19 protein-coding genes are annotated in these 19,605 nt (G+C 51.3%); 12 read left to right on the forward strand and 7 right to left on the reverse strand.

Going from position 1 to position 19,605, the window contains the following annotated elements; translation table 11 throughout:
• Positions 1-252: a YciN family protein gene (locus BN2591_RS02415; protein ID WP_086868679.1), complete on the reverse strand. Its 252-nt coding sequence runs from the start codon at positions 250-252 to the stop codon at positions 1-3.
• A gap of 397 nt (positions 253-649) precedes the next feature.
• Here BN2591_RS02415 and topA point away from each other — a divergent pair, with 397 nt between their 5' ends.
• The 6 genes from topA to acnA all read left to right on the forward strand — a co-directional run bounded on the left by topA (position 650) and on the right by acnA (position 8,139).
• Positions 650-3,247 (forward strand): type I DNA topoisomerase, encoded by a 2,598-nt coding sequence (gene topA, locus BN2591_RS02420; protein ID WP_086868681.1) that lies wholly within the window; start codon positions 650-652, stop codon positions 3,245-3,247.
• 180 nt (positions 3,248-3,427) lie between these two features.
• Positions 3,428-4,402: an HTH-type transcriptional regulator CysB gene (cysB, locus tag BN2591_RS02425; RefSeq protein ID WP_016495871.1), complete on the forward strand. Its 975-nt coding sequence runs from the start codon at positions 3,428-3,430 to the stop codon at positions 4,400-4,402.
• Positions 4,403-4,719: 317 nt separating this feature from the next.
• The gene (locus tag BN2591_RS02430) at positions 4,720-4,881 is read left to right on the forward strand and encodes a YmiA family putative membrane protein (protein WP_082071763.1); all 162 of its coding nucleotides are present in this window, start codon (positions 4,720-4,722) and stop codon (positions 4,879-4,881) included.
• A gap of 1 nt (position 4,882) precedes the next feature.
• A complete protein-coding gene (locus BN2591_RS24555) occupies positions 4,883-5,053 on the forward strand; it encodes a hypothetical protein (protein ID WP_086868683.1) in 171 nt (56 codons plus the stop codon).
• 138 nt (positions 5,054-5,191) lie between these two features.
• Positions 5,192-5,290 (forward strand): small membrane protein YmiC, encoded by a 99-nt coding sequence (ymiC, locus tag BN2591_RS24665; RefSeq protein WP_244172986.1) that lies wholly within the window; start codon positions 5,192-5,194, stop codon positions 5,288-5,290.
• Positions 5,291-5,463: 173 nt separating this feature from the next.
• Positions 5,464-8,139, forward strand: coding sequence for an aconitate hydratase AcnA (gene acnA, locus BN2591_RS02440; RefSeq protein WP_086868685.1), 2,676 nt, complete (start codon positions 5,464-5,466; stop codon positions 8,137-8,139).
• A gap of 48 nt (positions 8,140-8,187) precedes the next feature.
• On the opposite strand, the gene ribA is transcribed toward acnA, so the two are convergent.
• Positions 8,188-8,775 (reverse strand): GTP cyclohydrolase II, encoded by a 588-nt coding sequence (gene ribA, locus BN2591_RS02445; RefSeq protein WP_016495874.1) that lies wholly within the window; start codon positions 8,773-8,775, stop codon positions 8,188-8,190.
• Between the two features lie 196 nt (positions 8,776-8,971).
• Here ribA and pgpB point away from each other — a divergent pair, with 196 nt between their 5' ends.
• The 5 genes from pgpB (at position 8,972) to yciH (ending at position 12,609) form a co-directional block, all read left to right on the forward strand.
• Entirely contained in the window at positions 8,972-9,736 is a 765-nt protein-coding gene (gene pgpB, locus BN2591_RS02450) for a phosphatidylglycerophosphatase B (protein WP_086868687.1), read from the forward strand.
• A gap of 140 nt (positions 9,737-9,876) precedes the next feature.
• Positions 9,877-10,185, forward strand: coding sequence for a LapA family protein (locus BN2591_RS02455; protein WP_086868689.1), 309 nt, complete (start codon positions 9,877-9,879; stop codon positions 10,183-10,185).
• A 6-nt stretch (positions 10,186-10,191) separates the two neighbouring features.
• On the forward strand, positions 10,192-11,361 hold the full coding sequence (lapB, locus tag BN2591_RS02460; RefSeq protein WP_086868691.1) for a lipopolysaccharide assembly protein LapB: 1,170 nt from the start codon (positions 10,192-10,194) through the stop codon (positions 11,359-11,361).
• Between the two features lie 184 nt (positions 11,362-11,545).
• A complete protein-coding gene (gene pyrF, locus BN2591_RS02465; protein ID WP_086868693.1) occupies positions 11,546-12,283 on the forward strand; it encodes an orotidine-5'-phosphate decarboxylase in 738 nt (245 codons plus the stop codon).
• Entirely contained in the window at positions 12,283-12,609 is a 327-nt protein-coding gene (yciH, locus tag BN2591_RS02470; protein WP_086868695.1) for a stress response translation initiation inhibitor YciH, read from the forward strand. Before pyrF ends, yciH begins: the two co-directional genes overlap by 1 nt.
• A 115-nt stretch (positions 12,610-12,724) precedes the next feature.
• Here yciH and osmB read toward each other — a convergent pair whose 3' ends face one another.
• The 3 genes from osmB to yciZ all read right to left on the reverse strand — a co-directional run bounded on the left by osmB (position 12,725) and on the right by yciZ (position 14,234).
• The gene (gene osmB, locus BN2591_RS02475; protein WP_025263597.1) at positions 12,725-12,943 is read right to left on the reverse strand and encodes an osmotically-inducible lipoprotein OsmB; all 219 of its coding nucleotides are present in this window, start codon (positions 12,941-12,943) and stop codon (positions 12,725-12,727) included.
• Positions 12,944-13,199: 256 nt separating this feature from the next.
• Positions 13,200-13,958: a DNA-binding transcriptional regulator YciT gene (yciT, locus tag BN2591_RS02480; RefSeq protein ID WP_086869909.1), complete on the reverse strand. Its 759-nt coding sequence runs from the start codon at positions 13,956-13,958 to the stop codon at positions 13,200-13,202.
• Positions 13,959-14,051: 93 nt separating this feature from the next.
• Entirely contained in the window at positions 14,052-14,234 is a 183-nt protein-coding gene (gene yciZ / locus BN2591_RS02485) for a protein YciZ/DeoL (protein ID WP_086868697.1), read from the reverse strand.
• A gap of 193 nt (positions 14,235-14,427) precedes the next feature.
• Here yciZ and BN2591_RS02490 point away from each other — a divergent pair, with 193 nt between their 5' ends.
• A complete protein-coding gene (locus tag BN2591_RS02490; protein ID WP_086868699.1) occupies positions 14,428-15,294 on the forward strand; it encodes a crotonase/enoyl-CoA hydratase family protein in 867 nt (288 codons plus the stop codon).
• Here BN2591_RS02490 and pdeR read toward each other — a convergent pair.
• Positions 15,291-17,282 carry a cyclic di-GMP phosphodiesterase gene (gene pdeR / locus BN2591_RS02495; protein WP_086868702.1) on the reverse strand — a complete coding sequence of 664 codons (1,992 nt, stop codon included), beginning with the start codon at positions 17,280-17,282 and terminating at the stop codon, positions 15,291-15,293. The two genes, BN2591_RS02490 and pdeR, sit on opposite strands and share 4 nt — an antisense overlap.
• Before the next feature lie 304 nt (positions 17,283-17,586).
• Positions 17,587-19,521: an exoribonuclease II gene (locus BN2591_RS02500; protein WP_086868705.1), complete on the reverse strand. Its 1,935-nt coding sequence runs from the start codon at positions 19,519-19,521 to the stop codon at positions 17,587-17,589.
• Positions 19,522-19,605: the final 84 nt, after the last annotated feature.

The raw sequence follows: 19,605 nt of genomic DNA on the forward strand, positions 1-19,605 counted from the left end.
TTAGTCGATCAGATGATATTTTTCAGAAAGCTCATGAGCTAAGTATTTGAACATATTGAATACCGCTGTGCTTTTCGCCGTCGGTAAGCCTTGCTCATCAAGAAAATACTCGCCGCTGAAAACCAGCACGCCGTTACGCTGGCTGACGCCGGTGGCGACGATACCGGATAGCGTGTCTTCATGCTCACTGATAAGTCGGTTAGCCAGTTCAAGCAGAGACTGGCGATCGATTGGCTGAGATGTCTCTTGCATTTTTCTACTCCTTCAAAAATTTCGTCAGTTTACCGCTGGCCCGGTTCCCGGGCAAATTTTCCCTGTTTTTGCAAGGGTTTTGCCCGGTCGTTGTGCTGGCGCGATCCGCCTTTGCATGCTAATAAAGTTGCGTAACAAATTTTATCAGGTACAGTGTGACGCTTTCGTCAATCTGGCAACAGATTTGCTTGACATTCGACCAGAATATCGTTGTGCTACTCCGCCCTGGCGCGAAAAAGCCTGTAAACTCAGTCACCTGAACGCTCCGTTTTACGCGCTTTGTTAAAAAAAGGGTTGATATCCATTGACGCCGCCGCAATATTGAATGCTCGTCGCCGGTGGGTCTGAAGCGACATGCGACGAATTTCTGGAAGAATTTAATTAGGTAAAGGTGAATATGGGTAAAGCTCTCGTTATCGTTGAGTCCCCGGCAAAAGCCAAAACGATCAATAAATATCTGGGTAATGACTATGTGGTTAAATCCAGCGTTGGTCATATCCGTGATTTGCCGACCAGTGGCTCAGCACCCAAAAAGAGCGCAGACTCAGCCTCCGCCAAAACGGCTAAGAAGCCTAAAAAGGATGAACGCGGCGCTCTTGTCAATCGCATGGGGATCGACCCATGGCACAACTGGGATGCACATTATGAAGTGCTGCCAGGCAAAGAGAAGGTGGTTTCCGAGCTGAAGTCGCTGGCGGAAAAAGCCGACCACATCTATCTCGCAACCGACCTTGACCGCGAAGGGGAAGCCATTGCGTGGCATCTGCGGGAAGTGATCGGTGGCGATGAGAAACGCTACAGCCGTGTCGTGTTTAACGAAATTACCAAGAATGCGATTCGTCAGGCTTTTGAAAAGCCGGGCGAACTGAATATTGACCGTGTGAATGCTCAACAGGCGCGCCGTTTTATGGACCGCGTGGTGGGCTACATGGTCTCTCCACTGCTGTGGAAGAAAATTGCCCGCGGCCTTTCCGCTGGCCGTGTACAGTCCGTAGCCGTGCGTTTGGTTGTTGAGCGTGAACGCGAAATTAAAGCGTTTGTGCCGGAAGAGTTCTGGGAAATTGATGCCGCCACAGCAACGCCGAATGGCGATACGCTGCCGCTGCAGGTGACCCATGAAGGTGATAAAGCCTTTCGTCCGGTTAATCGCGAGCAAACCATGGCGGCGGTCAGCCTGCTGGAAAAAGCGCGTTATACAGTGCTGGAGCGGGAAGATAAACCGACCAGCAGCAAGCCGGGCGCACCCTTTATTACTTCTACGCTGCAACAGGCCGCCAGTACGCGTCTGGGTTTTGGCGTGAAGAAAACCATGATGATGGCGCAGCGTCTGTATGAAGCGGGCTACATCACCTATATGCGTACCGACTCGACAAACCTGAGTCAGGACGCTGTGTCGATGGTGCGCAGCTATATTACTGATAACTTCGGTAAAAAGTACTTGCCGGAGAATGCCAATCAGTACGCCAGCAAAGAGAATTCTCAGGAAGCGCACGAAGCTATTCGTCCTTCTGATGTCGCGGTGTTAGCTGAATCGTTAAAAGACATGGAAGCCGACGCGCAGAAGCTTTATCAGCTGATCTGGCGCCAGTTTGTCGCCTGTCAGATGACGCCTGCGCAGTATGATTCCACAACGCTGACTGTCGGCGCGGGCGATTTCCGTCTTAAAGCTCGTGGTCGTATCCTGCGTTTTGATGGCTGGACAAAAGTCATGCCCGCGCTGCGCAAAGGCGATGAGGATCGTACGTTGCCTGCGGTGAATAAAGGCGATGTCCTTTCGCTTATCGAGTTAACGCCGGCGCAGCATTTTACTAAGCCGCCTGCGCGTTTTAGCGAAGCTTCGCTGGTAAAAGAGCTGGAAAAACGTGGTATTGGCCGCCCGTCTACCTATGCGTCGATCATCTCGACCATTCAGGACCGGGGCTATGTACGTGTTGAAAGCCGCCGTTTCTACGCGGAAAAAATGGGTGAAATTGTTACCGATCGTCTGGAAGAGAATTTCCGCGAACTGATGAACTACGATTTTACCGCACAGATGGAAGACAGCCTCGACCGCGTGGCGAACCACGAAGCCGAATGGCGCAAGGTGCTGGATAGCTTCTTTGGCGATTTCTCTCGCCAACTGGAACAAGCTGAACAAGATCCTGAAGCGGGCGGTATGCGTCCGAACCAGATGGTGCTGACCAGCATCGACTGCCCGACATGTGGCCGTAAAATGGGTATTCGCACCGCCAGCACCGGGGTTTTCCTTGGCTGTTCCGGCTATGCGTTACCGCCGAAAGAGCGCTGCAAAACCACCATTAACCTGGTGCCGGAAAACGAAGTGCTCAATGTGCTGGAAGGCGAAGACGCGGAAACCAACGCGCTGCGTGCTAAACGTCGTTGCCAGAAATGTGGTACAGCGATGGACAGCTACCTGATCGATCCGAAGCGTAAACTGCATGTTTGTGGTAATAACCCGACCTGCGATGGCTACGAGATTGAAGAGGGCGAATTCCGCATCAAAGGCTATGACGGCCCAATCGTTGAGTGTGAAAAATGCGGTTCTGAAATGCACCTGAAAATGGGGCGTTTTGGTAAGTATATGGCGTGCACCAACGATGAATGTAAAAACACGCGTAAGATCCTGCGTAATGGTGAAGTGGCACCGCCGAAAGAGGATCCGGTACCGTTGCCGGAACTGCCGTGCGAAAAATCGGATGCCTATTTTGTTCTGCGTGATGGCGCGGCCGGTGTGTTCCTCGCGGCGAATACGTTCCCGAAATCTCGCGAAACACGTGCACCTCTGGTAGAAGAACTGTACCGCTTCCGCGACCGTTTGCCGGAAAAACTGCGCTATCTTGCGGACGCGCCGCAGGAAGATCCGCAAGGCAATAAAACCATTGTGCGTTTTAGCCGTAAGACCAAGCAGCAATATGTTGCTTCGGAAAAAGACGGGAAAGCGACCGGGTGGTCAGCGTTTTATATCGACAATAAATGGACTGAAGCTAAAAAGTAGTGTTTTCAGCCATATACCTTCAGGGGCCGGTTTTCCGGCCCTTTTTATTTGCGCGTTATTATTCTTTGTTCGCTGCTATACACGGAAGCTATAAATGATATAGTTGTTATAGCTAACCGCTTTTTTATTATCAAATCGTATTAAGCGATAACCCCGTTTGCGTACTTCGGATGGTCTGTTATGAAACTACAGCAGCTTCGTTATATCGTCGAGGTGGTGAATCACAACCTCAACGTCTCTTCCACGGCGGAAGGGCTCTATACCTCTCAGCCTGGCATCAGTAAACAAGTCCGCATGCTGGAAGATGAACTCGGCATACAAATCTTCGCCCGCAGTGGCAAACACCTCACTCAGGTAACGCCCGCCGGACAGGAAATCATCCGCATTGCGCGTGAAGTATTGTCCAAAGTTGACGCAATTAAATCGGTGGCGGGGGAACACACCTGGCCGGATAAAGGCTCGCTGTATGTCGCTACCACGCATACACAAGCGCGATATGCACTGCCGAATGTGATTAAAGGGTTTATCGAACGTTATCCGCGCGTTTCATTACACATGCATCAGGGATCGCCAACACAGATTGCTGAAGCGGTTTCTAAAGGCAATGCTGATTTCGCCATCGCTACTGAAGCATTGCATCTTTACGATGATCTGGTCATGTTACCGTGCTACCACTGGAATCGTTCAATTGTGGTGACACCCGATCACCCGCTGGCATCTAAGCAATCCGTCAGTATCGACGAGCTGGCGCAATATCCGCTGGTGACGTACACCTTTGGCTTCACCGGCCGCTCGGAGCTCGATACGGCGTTTAATCGTGCCGGATTGACGCCACGAATTGTTTTTACCGCGACAGATGCGGACGTTATCAAAACGTATGTCAGACTGGGGCTGGGGGTAGGGGTTATTGCCAGCATGGCGGTGGATCCGATCTCCGATCCGGACCTTGTTAAGCTCGATGCGCATGAGATCTTCAGTCACAGCACCACAAAAATAGGTTTCCGTCGCAGCACCTTCCTGCGTAGCTATATGTATGATTTTATTCAGCGCTTCGCGCCGCATTTAACGCGCGATGTTGTCGATGCAGCTGTGGCGTTGCGTTCTAATGAAGATATAGAAGCCATGTTTAAAGATATTAAGTTGCCGCAGAAATAATGCCGGAGGGTATCTTATCGCCCGAAAAGATACCCATAATGTCTCCTAAAGCCAAATTAGAATTATCTTCATCTTTGATACAATCACCTTTCAGGGTGATTGCCTTCACAATTTTAAAGCCGACACTGTCACTATTTAGCGACAAAAATAGAAACTAAATTGCCGCTCTGCAAATTTATTACTTCAATAATTTATTTCGGGTCAAAAGATTAAATATTTCTTTGGAATTGGTGAGTAAATTCACTGGATTTTCGGCTAAAGTTCTTTTAGGATTTGTCTCATCTCATGATTAATTACACCGATTGTTGGTACCCAAAATGATAAGTGATGTCGATTGTACGAGGTTAGCAATGCCATCAGGAAGTGAAGAGCCGCAAAGGGACCCTGAGCTTAAGCGTAAAGCCTGGCTGGCGGTATTTCTTGGCTCTGCCGTGTTTTGGGCAGTCGTTGCGTTATTGATCTGGAAATTCTGGGGTTAAAATGGCTATAGCAGGTCGATTCGAACCGGTTAAGCAAGTATGTCAGTTACATGACACGCCAGCTAAAGCGAAAAAGAAACCTGTGACCACTATTCCGGCTTCCTGGAAGCTGACGCCGCAGCAGCAAGCTTTTATTGACAGCTTCTCTGAAGACGACATCAAAAAACAATAAATATATCATCAGAATAAACAGGGGAAATTATCCCGGCTATTCATTGATGCGTTCTTTTGTACTCTTTAATTAATACACAGCATAAATGAATTGAGTAATGACTCAGTTTTAATGAATAGATTTTCTGGTAATAAATTTATGAGTAATGATTGCGGAATGAAATATTGGTCATGGTTAGCCGCTTTTTCTGTTTCCCTTCTTTTCTGGGGACAGATTGTCTGGGCTGCCCTTCGGTAATGAATTGAAAAACCTCGCATCTGCGAGGTTTTTTATTTCCATTCTCCTCAAAGATTTTCCCTTTTGTAGCAATTTTGGTTGTTATCAAAACGTTACGATATGTTTGTGTTATCTTTAATAACAGACCCTGAAGAGCATCAGGGTAAGCAATCCCTGTCATTAAGGAGGAGCACATGTCGTCAACCCTACGCGAAGCCAGTAAGGACACGTTGCAGGCAGAGAACAAAACTTATCACTACTACAGCTTGCCGCTGGCCGCTAAACAACTTGGGGATATCTCCCGGTTACCCAAGTCGCTAAAAGTTTTACTCGAAAATCTCCTGCGCTGGCAGGACGAGGAATCCGTCACTGAAGAAGATATCCGCGCCCTGGCCGGTTGGCTCAACAGTGCGCATGCCGATCGTGAAATCGCTTATCGCCCGGCAAGGGTCTTGATGCAGGACTTTACCGGTGTTCCCGCCGTCGTTGACTTAGCGGCGATGCGTGAAGCGGTAAAACGCCTGGGAGGCGATACCGCCAAAGTGAACCCGTTATCCCCGGTCGATCTGGTGATTGACCACTCTGTGACCGTTGACCACTTCGGCGACGATGACGCCTTCGAAGAGAACGTCCGCCTTGAAATGGAACGTAACCATGAGCGTTATGTTTTCCTGCGCTGGGGCCAGCAGGCGTTTAGCCGTTTCAGTGTGGTGCCGCCAGGGACAGGAATATGCCATCAGGTGAATCTCGAATACCTCGGTAAAGCAGTCTGGAGCGAATTACAGGATAAAGAGTGGGTTGCCTATCCGGACACACTTGTCGGCACCGATTCACACACCACCATGATTAATGGCCTCGGGGTGTTGGCCTGGGGCGTGGGGGGGATTGAAGCCGAAGCCGCGATGCTTGGGCAACCGGTCTCAATGCTGATCCCTGATGTCGTTGGGTTTAAACTGAGCGGTAAATTGCAGGAAGGGATCACGGCAACCGATCTGGTGTTGACGGTCACCCAGATGCTGCGCAAACACGGTGTTGTCGGTAAATTTGTTGAGTTTTACGGCGATGGCCTTGATTCGCTGCTGCTTGCCGACCGTGCCACCATTGCCAATATGGCTCCGGAATATGGCGCAACATGCGGCTTTTTCCCTATCGATGGCGTGACGCTTGATTATATGCGTTTGAGTGGTCGTAGCGAAGAGCAAGTTGCGCTGGTTGAGGCTTATGCGAAAGCACAAGGTATGTGGCGCAACCCGGGCGATGAGCCCGTTTTTACCAGCACCCTTGAACTGAACATGCATGACGTTGAAGCGAGTCTCGCCGGGCCAAAACGTCCGCAGGATCGCGTTGCGCTGAGCGATGTGCCGAAAGCCTTTGCCGCCAGTTCAGAGCTTGAACTGAATACGGCGCAAAAAGATCGTAAACCGGTTGAATATGTTTTGAACGGTCATAAATACGAATTGCCGGACGGGGCGGTAGTCATTTCTGCGATTACCTCCTGTACCAATACCTCGAACCCGAGTGTGTTAATGGCGGCCGGTTTGCTGGCGAAGAAAGCGGTGACGCTGGGGCTCAAACGCCAGCCATGGGTAAAAGCCTCGCTGGCGCCGGGTTCTAAAGTGGTTTCGGATTATCTGGCACAGGCGCGATTAACGCCTTATCTGGATGAACTGGGCTTTAATCTTGTCGGTTACGGTTGTACCACCTGTATTGGTAACTCCGGGCCATTACCAGAGCCTATTGAACAGGCGATCCGTGAAGGCGATCTCACCGTTGGTGCGGTGCTTTCGGGCAACCGCAATTTCGAAGGGCGTATTCACCCCCTGGTAAAAACGAACTGGCTCGCTTCACCGCCGTTAGTGGTGGCTTATGCGCTGGCGGGCAATATGAATATCAACCTCGCCACCGACCCGCTCGGTCATGACCGCAAAGGTGATCCGGTCTATTTAAAAGATATCTGGCCAACAAGCAGTGAGATTGCCCGTGCGGTTGAACAAGTCTCTACCGAGATGTTCCGCAAAGAGTATGCCGAGGTGTTTGAAGGCACGCCGGAGTGGAAGGCGATTGAAGTTGAGCGCTCCGATACTTATGGCTGGCAGAATGACTCGACTTACATCCGGTTATCGCCATTCTTTGACGATATGCAGGCGCAGCCAAAACCCGTGGAAGATATTCATGGCGCGCGGATCCTTGCCATGCTGGGGGATTCGGTCACCACCGACCATATTTCGCCGGCAGGCAGTATCAAAGCGGATAGCCCGGCAGGCCGCTATTTGCAAAGCCATGGCGTCGAACGCCGCGATTTTAACTCCTACGGATCACGACGCGGCAACCATGAAGTGATGATGCGCGGGACATTCGCCAATATCCGTATTCGCAACGAAATGGTGCCGGGTGTAGAAGGTGGCATGACGCGTCATCTGCCGGGCAGTGAAGTTGTCTCTATTTATGATGCCGCTGTACGCTACCAGCAAGAGGGCACGCCGCTCGCGGTGATTGCCGGCAAAGAGTATGGTTCTGGCTCCAGCCGTGACTGGGCCGCGAAAGGGCCGCGCTTGCTGGGTGTTCGCGTGGTCATTGCGGAATCCTTTGAGCGTATTCACCGTTCCAACCTGATTGGCATGGGGATCCTGCCGCTTGAGTTTCCACAAGGTGTGACGCGAAAAACGCTGGCATTGACGGGGGAGGAAAAGCTGGACGTTGTCGATCTGCAAAACATCACGCCGGGGGGAACCTTAGCCGTGACGCTAACCCGCGCAGATGGCAAACAGGAGACGCTGGCGTGCCGCTGTCGCATCGATACGGCGACGGAACTGACCTATTACCGCAACGATGGCATTCTGCATTACGTGATCCGTAACATGCTGAACTAAAAACAAAGGCCTGCATTTGCAGGCCTGTTTCATTATCTGATGGGGCGCTTATTTCAGCAGATGCCCCATTTTTTCAGCTTTGGTATCCAGATAGTGCGCGTTTTTTGGGTTACGCCCGACGATCAGTGGGACGCGCTCCACAATGTTGATTCCCGCCTCGGTAAGGATCTCAACTTTTTTCGGATTATTGGTCAGCAGACGAACTTCGTCGACCGCCAGCAATTTGAACATATCCGCGCAAAGCGTGAAGTCTCGTTCATCGGCGGCAAAACCCAACTGATGGTTCGCTTCAACGGTATCATAGCCTTGATCCTGCAGCGCATACGCGCGGATTTTATTCAGCAAACCAATGTTACGACCTTCCTGACGATGATAAAGCAGTACGCCGCGACCTTCTTCTGCAATGTGATTAAGCGCCGCTTCAAGCTGAAAACCACAATCACAGCGCAGGCTGAACAGGGCATCGCCGGTCAGACACTCGGAGTGAACACGCGCCAGTACGGGCAGTTGCCCGGAAATATCACCGAAAACAAGGGCGACATGATCCTGCCCGGTTGCCAGTTCTTCAAAACCCACCATCAGGAAGTCGCCCCATGGGGTTGGCAGTTTGGCTTCTGCCACACGTTTAAGTTGCATGTGAATCTCCGGATTTTTAGTGGTGCACTACGCACCTTTAGCCTGTTGGCCTTCTGTATAACCTCATTTTGCCACAATGCATTAAGCATCGCCTACTGGTGACCCACGCATTGCTGTTTAAACGCACAAATGCGCAGGTTTCAGCGAAAATGTTATTTTTCAGTTATATTGGTTCGCGAAATCAGAAGGAGAAAAGATGCTTTCTATTGCAAAGCGAACGACAGCAGGTGCAGCGATATTGTTGATAATGCCGCTGATAATGTGGATTTCTGGCTGGAACTGGGAGCCGGGACAACCCCGCTGGTGGCTGCATTTTTTATACTGGTTAACAGAAACCGTTACCCAACCGTGGGGAATCATTACGCATGTCATATTGTGCGCGTGGTTTCTCTGGTGCCTGCGTTTTCGCATTAAAGCTGCGGTGATGCTGTTCGTCATTCTTGGCTGCGCGATTCTGGCAGGACAGGGGGTTAAATCCTTTGTCAAAGAGCGTGTTCAGGAGCCGCGACCTTTCGTCCTTTGGCTGGAAAAAACGCACGATGTTCAGGCCGAACAGTTCTACACTTTGAAACGTAAGGAGCGGGGAGAGTTAGTGAAAAAACAACTCTCCAGCCAGCATGATATTCCTGGCTTTTTACGTAAACACTGGCAAAAAGAGACAGGTTTCGCTTTCCCTTCCGGACATACCATGTTTGCCGCAAGTTGGGCACTACTGGCCGTGGGGCTGCTGTGGCCACGCAGACGCACATGGACGATTGCTGTGCTGCTTGTGTGGGCGACAGGCGTGATGGGGAGCCGACTGCTGTTAGGTATGCACTGGCCGCGCGATTTGGTGGTTGCAACGTTGATATCCTGGTTGCTTGTGACGCTGGCGACCTGGCTTGCCCAGCGCATTTGCGGCCCGCTCACGCCGCCTGCGGAGGAAGTACCTGAAATCATTGCTCGCGATCAAGAGGGTTGATTTCCGCTGTTTCGCCCGCAAATCAGATTTTAACATCATGCATTTCCATTTCGCGCCGGGCGCTAAAATGGTAGTTTATAGGGCTGAATGCAGTCGTTGCATATAAATTCATCGCTCGGCAGCACATAACGGGACGTAATGTGAAATATTTACTCATTTTCTTACTGGTGTTAGCGATTTTTGTCGTTTCGATTACCCTTGGCGCGCAAAACGATCAGCAAGTCACGTTCAACTATTTGCTCGCACAGGGTGAATACAGGATTTCCACGCTGTTGGCCGTGCTGTTTGCTGCTGGTTTTATTATCGGCTGGCTGATTTGCGGCCTTTTCTGGCTACGCGTTCGCGTTTCTCTGGCGCGCGCCGAACGTAAAATCAAACGTCTTGAGCATCAGCTTACTCCTGCCACAAATGTTACGGTTACAACCGATTCAACGGCAGTGAAGGAATAATATTTTATGCTGGAGTTGTTGTTTCTGTTGTTACCTGTCGCGGCTGCCTACGGCTGGTATATGGGGCGCAGAAATGCTCAACAGACAAAACAGGATGAGGCTAACCGGCTGTCACGTGAATACGTCGCCGGGGTTAACCTTTTACTGAGTAATCAGCAAGATAAAGCGGTTGATCTGTTCCTCGACATGTTGAAAGAGGACACTGGCACCGTTGAAGCGCACCTTACTCTTGGCAACCTTTTCCGCTCTCGCGGCGAGGTTGACCGCGCGATTCGTATCCACCAAACATTAATGGAAAGCGCCTCACTTTCTTATGATCAACGTCTGCTGGCAGTCCAGCAACTTGGGCGCGATTACATGGCCGCTGGAATGTACGATCGCGCGGAAGATATGTTTAACCAATTGGTGGATGAAACCGATTTTCGAGTCGGAGCGCTCCAGCAATTGCTGCAAATTTATCAGGCGACCAGCGAGTGGCAAAAAGCCATCGATGTCGCTGAGCGGTTGGTGAAACTCGGCAAAGATAAGCAGCGGGGCGAAATCGCGCACTTCTACTGCGAGCTGGCGCTGCAGCAGATGGGTAATGAAGAGATGGATCGGGCGATGGCGTTGCTCAAAAAAGGCGCCGCCGCCGATCGCGACAGCCCGCGCGTCTCTATCATGATGGGCCGTGTGTTTATGGCCAATGGCGATTATGCAAAAGCGGTGGAAAGCCTGCTACGCGTTATCGATCAGGATAAAGAACTTGTCAGTGAAACGCTGGAAATGCTGCAAACCTGCTATCAGCAATTAGGCAAAAATGACGAATGGGCGGCATTTTTACAGCGTTGCGTGGAAGAAAACACCGGTGCGACTGCTGAATTGATGTTGGCAGATATTATGGAGCGACGGGATGGACCTGACGCAGCGCAAAGTTATGTTACGCGACAACTGCAGCGGCATCCCACCATGCGCGTTTTCCATAAGCTGATGGATTACCACCTGAACGAAGCCGAAGAGGGCCGCGCCAAAGAGAGTCTGATGGTGCTGCGCGAAATGGTGGGCGAGCAGGTGCGCAGTAAACCCCGCTACCGTTGTCATAAATGTGGTTTTACTGCGTTTACCATGTACTGGCATTGCCCGTCTTGCCGGGCGTGGTCGACCGTTAAACCGATTCGCGGCCTCGACGGTCAGTAATTTTTAAAAACCTCTTTATTAGTTACAACATACCATTGATGTTTTTTAAGCATGCAGCATCTGCGCTGGTTTGTGTTTAGCAGCAAAAAATCGAACCTGTTATTTCCACGCGCTCGCGGGTAGAATGCTCGCCGTTTATTCTTCTCGCGCCTGAGCGGGTGCCCTCATTTCAGAAGGTCTGATCATGACGTCTACTGTTTTATCGACTTCCCGCACTGTTACTGCTTCTCCGGTTGTAGTAGCACTTGATTACGATAACCTCGACATGGCTATGGCGTTTGTTGACCGTATCGATCCCCGTGATTGCCGCCTGAAAGTAGGCAAAGAGATGTTCACGTTATTCGGGCCGCAACTGGTGCGCGATCTGCAACAGCGCGGTTTCGATATTTTTCTCGATTTGAAATTCCACGACATCCCGAACACCACAGCGCATGCTATTAAAGCCGCAGCTGATTTGGGCGTCTGGATGGTGAATGTCCATGCTTCCGGGGGCGCGCGGATGATGACAGCGGCAAAAGAGGCGCTACTCGCATTTGGCAAAGATGCGCCGTTACTGATTGCAGTAACCGTTCTGACCAGCATGGAAGCGAGTGATTTACAGGATCTTGGCGTCAACGCAACACCTGCAGAGCATGCAGAGCGGTTGGCTCGCCTGACGCAGCAATGTGGCCTTGATGGCGTTGTTTGCTCCGCCCAGGAAGCGGTTCGTTTTAAAAACGCATTAGGCAAAGCGTTCAAACTGGTCACGCCAGGAATTCGCCCGGTTGGTAGCGAATCTGGCGATCAGCGTCGTATCATGACGCCGGAACAGGCGCTTGCTGCCGGTGTAGACTATATGGTGATTGGGCGTCCGGTTACGCAGTCTGCCGACCCGGCGAAAACCCTTAAAGCGATTAATGCATCGTTGGGTAGGGGGGAATAATGAACGACGATAACAGCCGTCTGGTCTACTCAACCGAAACCGGACGCATCGACGAGCCTAAAGCGCAACATGCACGCCCGAAAGGTGATGGTATTGTACGTATCCAGCGCCAGACCAGCGGCCGCAAAGGCAAAGGCGTATGCCTGATCACGGGTATTGATGAAGATGATGAAGCACTGGCTAAGCTGGCCGCAGAATTAAAGAAAAAATGCGGCTGCGGTGGTTCGGTGAAAGAGGGCGTCATTGAGATCCAGGGCGACAAACGTGATTTACTGAAATCATTACTGGAAGCCAAAGGGATGAAAGTGAAATTAGCGGGTGGTTAAGCCTGAAAACAGAAAGGCCGCGATAATTACCGCGGCCTTATTATTTACACTGTGAAACGTAGACCTGAAAAAGAAAGTATATTTATTTTTTTATAATCGCCGTTTAAATGACCAATTACTTACCAACCTGGTGACCGATGATACCGCCGACAGCTGCACCACCCAGCGTACCAAGCGTGCTACCATCCGTCAGCACAGCACCACCAAGCGCACCCGCACCCGCACCGATTGCGGTATTGCGATCGCGTTTAGACCAGTGACCACAAGCGCTCAGAGACATTGCCAGGGTAACTGCCAGTACTGCTGCGGCCATTTTTTTGCTTGTTAACATCATCATACTTTCTCCTGAATAATCGATTCACGGAAGAATGTTCTCTTTAAGTATAGTGCCTGTGAGCAGACCTAAAGAATTCCCGTGAAACCTTGCTGCGCAGGTGTAATTCAATCACGTCAGTGATAGTCACTTCCTGTTATATCGCTCATAATAATTTTACGCGCAGACCGATAACAAGACAGGTAAATAGTCTTAATCGAAACGTCAGAATAGTCTCAGATATGATGGAGATAGCCCGCGATAGCGGGCTAATAGATCAGCGAAGCCCGCCAGTGTTGACGATATTGACAACCAGGCCTTTTTGTTGCAGTTGAAGATGTACTTCCGGCTTAAGGGCTGAATCGGTGATCACCCGCTGAAAGCGTTCATCCGGGCCAAGCGTATAAGGATGAACAACGCCAAACTTGGAACTATCGGTGAGCACAATCGCTTCGCTGCCTTTTTCCAGCACGGCATTCACTACATCAGTGCGCATCATATCGCGCCCGGTAAAACCCGTTTCTGGCTGCCAGCCATCAATCCCGATAAATGCTTTGCTGAAATGCACCTGTTGAATGTACTGGCGAGTCAGCGGGCCGACCATGCTTTCACTCTTTTTCTGATAAATACCGCCAAGCAAGATCACTTCACATAACGCTTCTTTGAGCAGATGGGCGATATAGCTGCTCACAGTGATAATGGTGATATCACGCTGTTCACCCAGTTTACGGGCGAGGAGGGCGTTGCTACTGCCATTTTCAATAAACACGGTTTCACCAGAACTGACCAGTGATGCCGCAAAATCAGCCAAATCGCGCTTCACGGTGTAGTTGTTCATCATCCGTGTTTCAACATCATCGCTGTCCAGCGGCACAGCAAAACCATGCGTACGGCGTAAATAGCTTTGTTTTTCGAGCGTATTCAGGTCCTGACGAATCGTGACTTCGGAGACCCCAGTCATACGCGCGAGGTCGGTAACGCTCATTTGGCCCTTGTCGATGACCGTCTGCAAAATAAGTTGTTGTCGGGAATTCATAGCCACATATTTCTAATAATGGTTTGGAGAAAGGGAATCGCCAGTACGCGCGTCGCATTCCCGGCTGTCGCGTTATGGCGAAAATAAGGGTAGTTAAATTTCCCAGGGCGTTTTCGGCGCGCCAGCAGAGGCCGCTTTATCGTTGTTATCGAGATCCAATAATTCCGCCTTCAAAATTTCCAGGTTACGAATGGCGGATTGATAATCCCCCGCAACCAGAATATCCAGAACGGTATCTATCCGGCCGGCAAGGTGTTTCACGTCGATGTCTGCCATACCTTCACCTTTATGTCGAAAAACGAATGAATTCAATGATGCAGAAAACAGTTTAAAAAGAGAAGGAAAAAAAGGAAATCTCAAAAACTTATAAGCGCCAATTATATATTCATTACGCAACAAAGAGCTGGCTCTGGCGGTGGATTAGTCTTGCAGTGCGCGCAACGCGCTTTTATTACCGGAGGATAAAGCAATGACGATTATCAACCAGACCACTTTAAAACTGTTTACTGACGATGAACGCTTTACTCAGCTTTCTGGCTATTACGAGGAGGAGCGCCGTACCGTGTGGATGATGCTGCGCGCAAGGCCAAGACCATGCTTCAACCATGCATTAATTGAGGAGATCATGAATATTTCCTGGCTTGTCCGGCAAGCGGGATTTGCCGTTGATTTTTGGGTAACGGGATCGTTAGTTCCCGGCATGTTCAACACCGGGGGCGATTTACAATTTTTCGTTGATTGTATCAAGAATGGCCGACGCGAAGCCTTGCGCGCTTATGCCCGTGCCTGCGTGGATTGCGTTCACGCCGCGTCAAGAGGGTTTGACACGGGAGCCATCTCGCTGGCGATGGTCGAAGGTAGCGCGCTGGGAGGCGGTTTCGAAGCCGCGCTGGCGCACCATTTCGTGCTGGCGCAGCGCGACGCGCGGCTCGGTTTCCCGGAAATCGCCTTCAATCTTTTTCCCGGCATGGGCGCATACTCATTGGTGGCGCGCCGTTCGGGAATGAAACTGGCGGAAGAGTTGATCTACAAAGGGGAGTCGCATGCCGCAGAGTGGTATGCAGCGCAAGGGCTGGTGGATGTCTCTTTCGAGTCCGGGCAGGGATTTCTTGCGACACGTACCTTTATCGATACCCTGCAACCCCGGTTGAACGGCGTGCGGGCGATGCTGCGTGCCCGCCAGCGCGTTTTACAGTTACCCCGTAGTGAACTGATGGATATTACCGAAGACTGGGTGGACTCGGCTTTCTGTCTGCAACCCAAAGATATTGCTTATATGGAACGTTTAGTCCTGTTACAGGATCGTCACGCTGCGGTGTCGCTTAAAGCGGGCTAACGCGATTTACGAGCCTGATAACGTCTGAACCATCGCTCGAATACGGCAGCGGGCATCGGTTTAGCAAATAAAAAACCCTGCCGTTCATTGACGCCATTCTTTGTAAGAAAGGCGTCTTCTTTTGCATTCTCGACACCTTCAGCAATCACCTGCAAATTAAGTGCCTGCGCGACAGCGACAATCGCCCGCACCAGCGATTGTGAAACGGGCTGTTTATGTACTTCGCGGACAAAAGATTGATCAAGTTTGATAGCGTCCAGCGGAAAACGCGCCAGTTGTGAAAGGGAAGAGTAACCTGTGCCGAAGTCATCAAGATGCACCTGCGAGCCCAGGGCACTGAACTGCTGAATAACCGACAAAGCCAGCTCCTCGTTTTCAATCAAGCAGCTCTCGGTCAACTCCACATCGATGGGGCAATATTCAAATTTAAGATCCAGTAGCGCTTGTTTCAGATCGCTGAAAATCGTCTGATCCGCCAGCTGCCGCGCCGAAACATTCACCGCAACACGCACAAAAATGCCTTTATCGCGCCATTTCGCCACCTGGCGCACCACATCCAGCATTACCCAGCGCCCCAGCGGCACAATCAAGCCTGACTCTTCAGCATACGAGATAAAGTCCAGCGGCGGGATCAGACCGCGTTCCGGCGATTGCCAGCGTACCAGCGCTTCAAGGCTGCGCACTTCGCCGCGCCAGGTGATCTTCGGCTGGTAGTGGATCACCAGTTGCTCTTTTTCCAGCGCTTTACGAAGATTGGTATCGAGCCATAAATATTCAAATACGCGTTGATTCATTTCTGGCGAGAAGACACAAAATTTGCCGCGTCCACTCTCTTTCGCGGTATACATCGCCGTGTCGGCGTTACGGATCACGCTTTCGCGATCATTACCGTGCTGTGGGGCCAGTGAAATGCCCAGCGAGCAGCCGGTGTAAACTTCAATAAGGCCGATACGGAAAGGTTGCCGTAAACGGGTCAGAATGCGCGATGCCATCGCTTCCAGCAGGCTTTGCGAGGTGTCTGTCGCCAGTACGATAAACTCATCGCCGCCGAGCCTGGCAAGCACCTGGCCTTCTTCCAGACAACTCAATATGGCCAGCGCGACCGCCTGCAAGAGTTGATCGCCGAACATATGACCATAGGCATCATTTACTTTTTTAAAGTTATCCAGGTCAAGGTAGACAACACCGACTTGCGTTTCCCCGCGCGCGCTTATCGCATCGCTAATCAACTCATGAATAGCGTTGCGATTGGGTAAACCGGTCACAGTGTCGGTATTGGCGAGCACCCGCAATCGCTCTTGCGCACGCCGCTCTTCGGTAATATCTGTACCAGAGCAAATGAGGTAAATTTCATTTTTACCGCTGCCGCTGTGAACAAACTTATTGCGAAACAAAAATAACCGCTGGCCTTTACGGGTTTTCACCCAGCGTTCAACTTCATACGGCGTACCGTCACGGAAAAAACCACTGATGTTGCGCTTTGAGGCCACTGCTTCGCTGCGGCTCATAAACAGTTTAAAAACGTTTTGCCCAATGACCTCTTGCTCTTTCATGCCGGTGTACTCTTCGCTCAGGCGATTAAAACGCTGAATATTGCCGTGCTTATCGAGGATCACTATCACTGAGTTCGCTTCGGAAACAACTTGCTCTGCGAAGGAGAGGCCTTGCATCAGATCGCGGGCCACTGACTTTGTATCGTGCCAGGCAGATGCGCTGCCGGCCCAGGCTTTGCGGGATATTTTTCTGCCGACAAGGTGTACCGCAACATCCTCACCGAATAAAGAGAGGTGCATAGAGAGGCTGGACGTGATGACCGTCATTTCGCGGATCCGTGCGGCTTGTTCGTCGCTCAGCGCAACAACCTGGCTGACATCGGCGTTTTCGTCCGGAGCAAAGTGCAGTGCGTTACTGTCGGCGGTTAAACGCCAAAAGGGGCTTGTCGAACCCAGATAGCGAAACAGCAGGTTCTGTTCCTGAAAGTCTTTCATGCAATCTCCCAACCCACATAAAAGCGCAACGGGTACACAATTTATTGACGGATAACCGCCTTTTTAAAGGGGGTAATCAGGCATGAACGTGTTGTTTCTTCCTGGAATGTTTTGTTAAACCCCGGCCTGGTATCGAAAAAACTCTGTAATAAATAGCATAAAGCCGCAGTAAACAAACAGTTGCCTGAGGTTTTATTGTGGTCGGTTTTGCAGGATTGTGGGAAGAATTCAGAAAAAAATGCGCGTGGTATCGCAACAGCGATGTGGCGCTTTCCGGGGCCGGAAAGCGCCATGATTAAAAACGTTACAGCACCGGGCGGGCAATAACGCTGCGGGTTTCCATCCGGACTTCCGCAATCGTGACATCAATAACGTCTGTCACTTTAAAGACGGTTTCACCTTTAATTTGCACGGTGCCATTTTCCTGGCTGCACACCAGCTCGTCGCGCACGGCATGAATAAATGGCGCCGGAATAAAGGCAACGGCACCATTATCCACCAGACGGACGCGCATACCGCCGCGGCTGACATCAATAATTTCTGCCGCAAAACGGGTTTCGGTACCGGCTTTGTTTTGCAGGAAGCGAGCGTAGAGCCAGTCGCCGACATCGCGTTCCGCCATGCGGTTCAGGCGACGGCGCTCAGACATTTGCACTGTGGCATCGTCCTGCGGGCGCTTCGGTGTTTCGCCTTTGATAATCGCTTTCAGCAGGCGATGGTTGATCATGTCGCCGTACTTACGGATAGGCGAGGTCCAGGTCGCGTATGCTTCGAGGCCAAGACCAAAATGCGGGCCCGGTTCAACGCTGATTTCCGCGAAGGACTGGAAGCGGCGAATGCGGCTATCGAGGAAGCCTGAAGGCTGCGCGTCCAGCTCGCGACGCAATTTGCAGAAACCTTCCAGCGTCAGCACTTCTTCGGCATCAACGTGCATACCATGGGTTTTCAGCATCGCGGCCAGTTGTTCGCTGTTCGCCGGGTCGAAACCGAGGTGCACGTTATAAATGCCAAAACCGAGCTTGTCGCGCAGTACGCGTGCGGCGCAGATATTGGCGGCAATCATTGATTCTTCAACGATGCGGTTAGCAATGCGGCGTGGCTCGGCGACGATATCCAGCACTTCGCCTTTCTCGCCAAGCACAAAGCGGTAATCCGGGCGGTCTTTAAAGACCAGCGCGTGATTCTGGCGCCATTGGGCGCGCAGCTGGCTAACGCGCTGCAGCAGGCGGATCTGCCCGGCGATCGCATCGTTTGTCGGTTGCCAGTTGCCGGTATTTTCCAGCCAGTCGGACACATCGTCATAAGCCAGTTTGGCTTTCGACTCGATGGTCGCCGCGAAAAACTCGATATTGTCTTTGATAGCGCCGTCGGCATCCAGCGTCATGCGGCAAACGAGCGCCGGACGCACTTCGTTCGCGCGCAGCGAGCAAAGATCGTCAGAGAGTTCACGCGGCAACATCGGGATATTGAAACCCGGCAGATAGTTGGTGAAGGCGCGGATCTTCGCGGCCTCGTCGAGCTTACTGCCTTCGGCAATCCATGCCGTAGGATCGGCGATTGCCACGGTCAGTTGCAGTTCGCCTTCGGCAGTCTCTGCAACATACAGCGCATCGTCCATATCTTCGGTACTGGCGCTGTCGATGGTGACAAAATCCAGCGCGGTTAAATCCACGCGCTGCAGGCCGTCATCCAGCATCCCGGTCGCCACGCCATTTGGCGCTTCTTTTTCCAGATTGTGACGCGCCAGGGTGACCCACCACGGCACAAAGTGATCTTCGGCGAAGGTAATGAACTGCGTCAGTTCAGCGTAGAAACCGCGATCGCCTTTCAGCGGGTGACGACGCATTTCAGCGACCGCCCAGTCGCCTTCTTTGAAATCATGCTCAACGCCACGGGCGGCGCGGCAGGGGATGGCATCTTTTAGCAACGGATGATCCGGCACAATAGAGAGGCGATCGTCTTTCTTTTGCACTTTGCCAACAAAACGGGTCAAGAATGGCTCGACCAGCTCTTCAGGCTCCGCGCTTTCACGGTCTTTATCGCTGTGGATGACGGCAATAATCTTGTCGCCGTGCATCACTTTCTTCATCTGCGGTGGCGGAATGAAGTAGCTTTTTTGCGCGTCGACTTCCAGAAATCCAAAGCCTTTTTCAGTGCCTTTTACAACACCTTCCGCACGCGGAGTTTGGGAATGAAGTTGCTGTTTAAGCTGCGCTAGCAGCGGGTTGTCCTGGAGCATAATTATGTATTTTCGTGGCTAAAAGAGCGGCTGACAGTTTTACGCGATTCTTCCTGTTGCGGCAAGCGCTGTTTCAGCAAAATC

Source organism: Kosakonia pseudosacchari (genome assembly GCF_900184035.1).
Lineage (GTDB): Bacteria > Pseudomonadota > Gammaproteobacteria > Enterobacterales > Enterobacteriaceae > Kosakonia > Kosakonia pseudosacchari.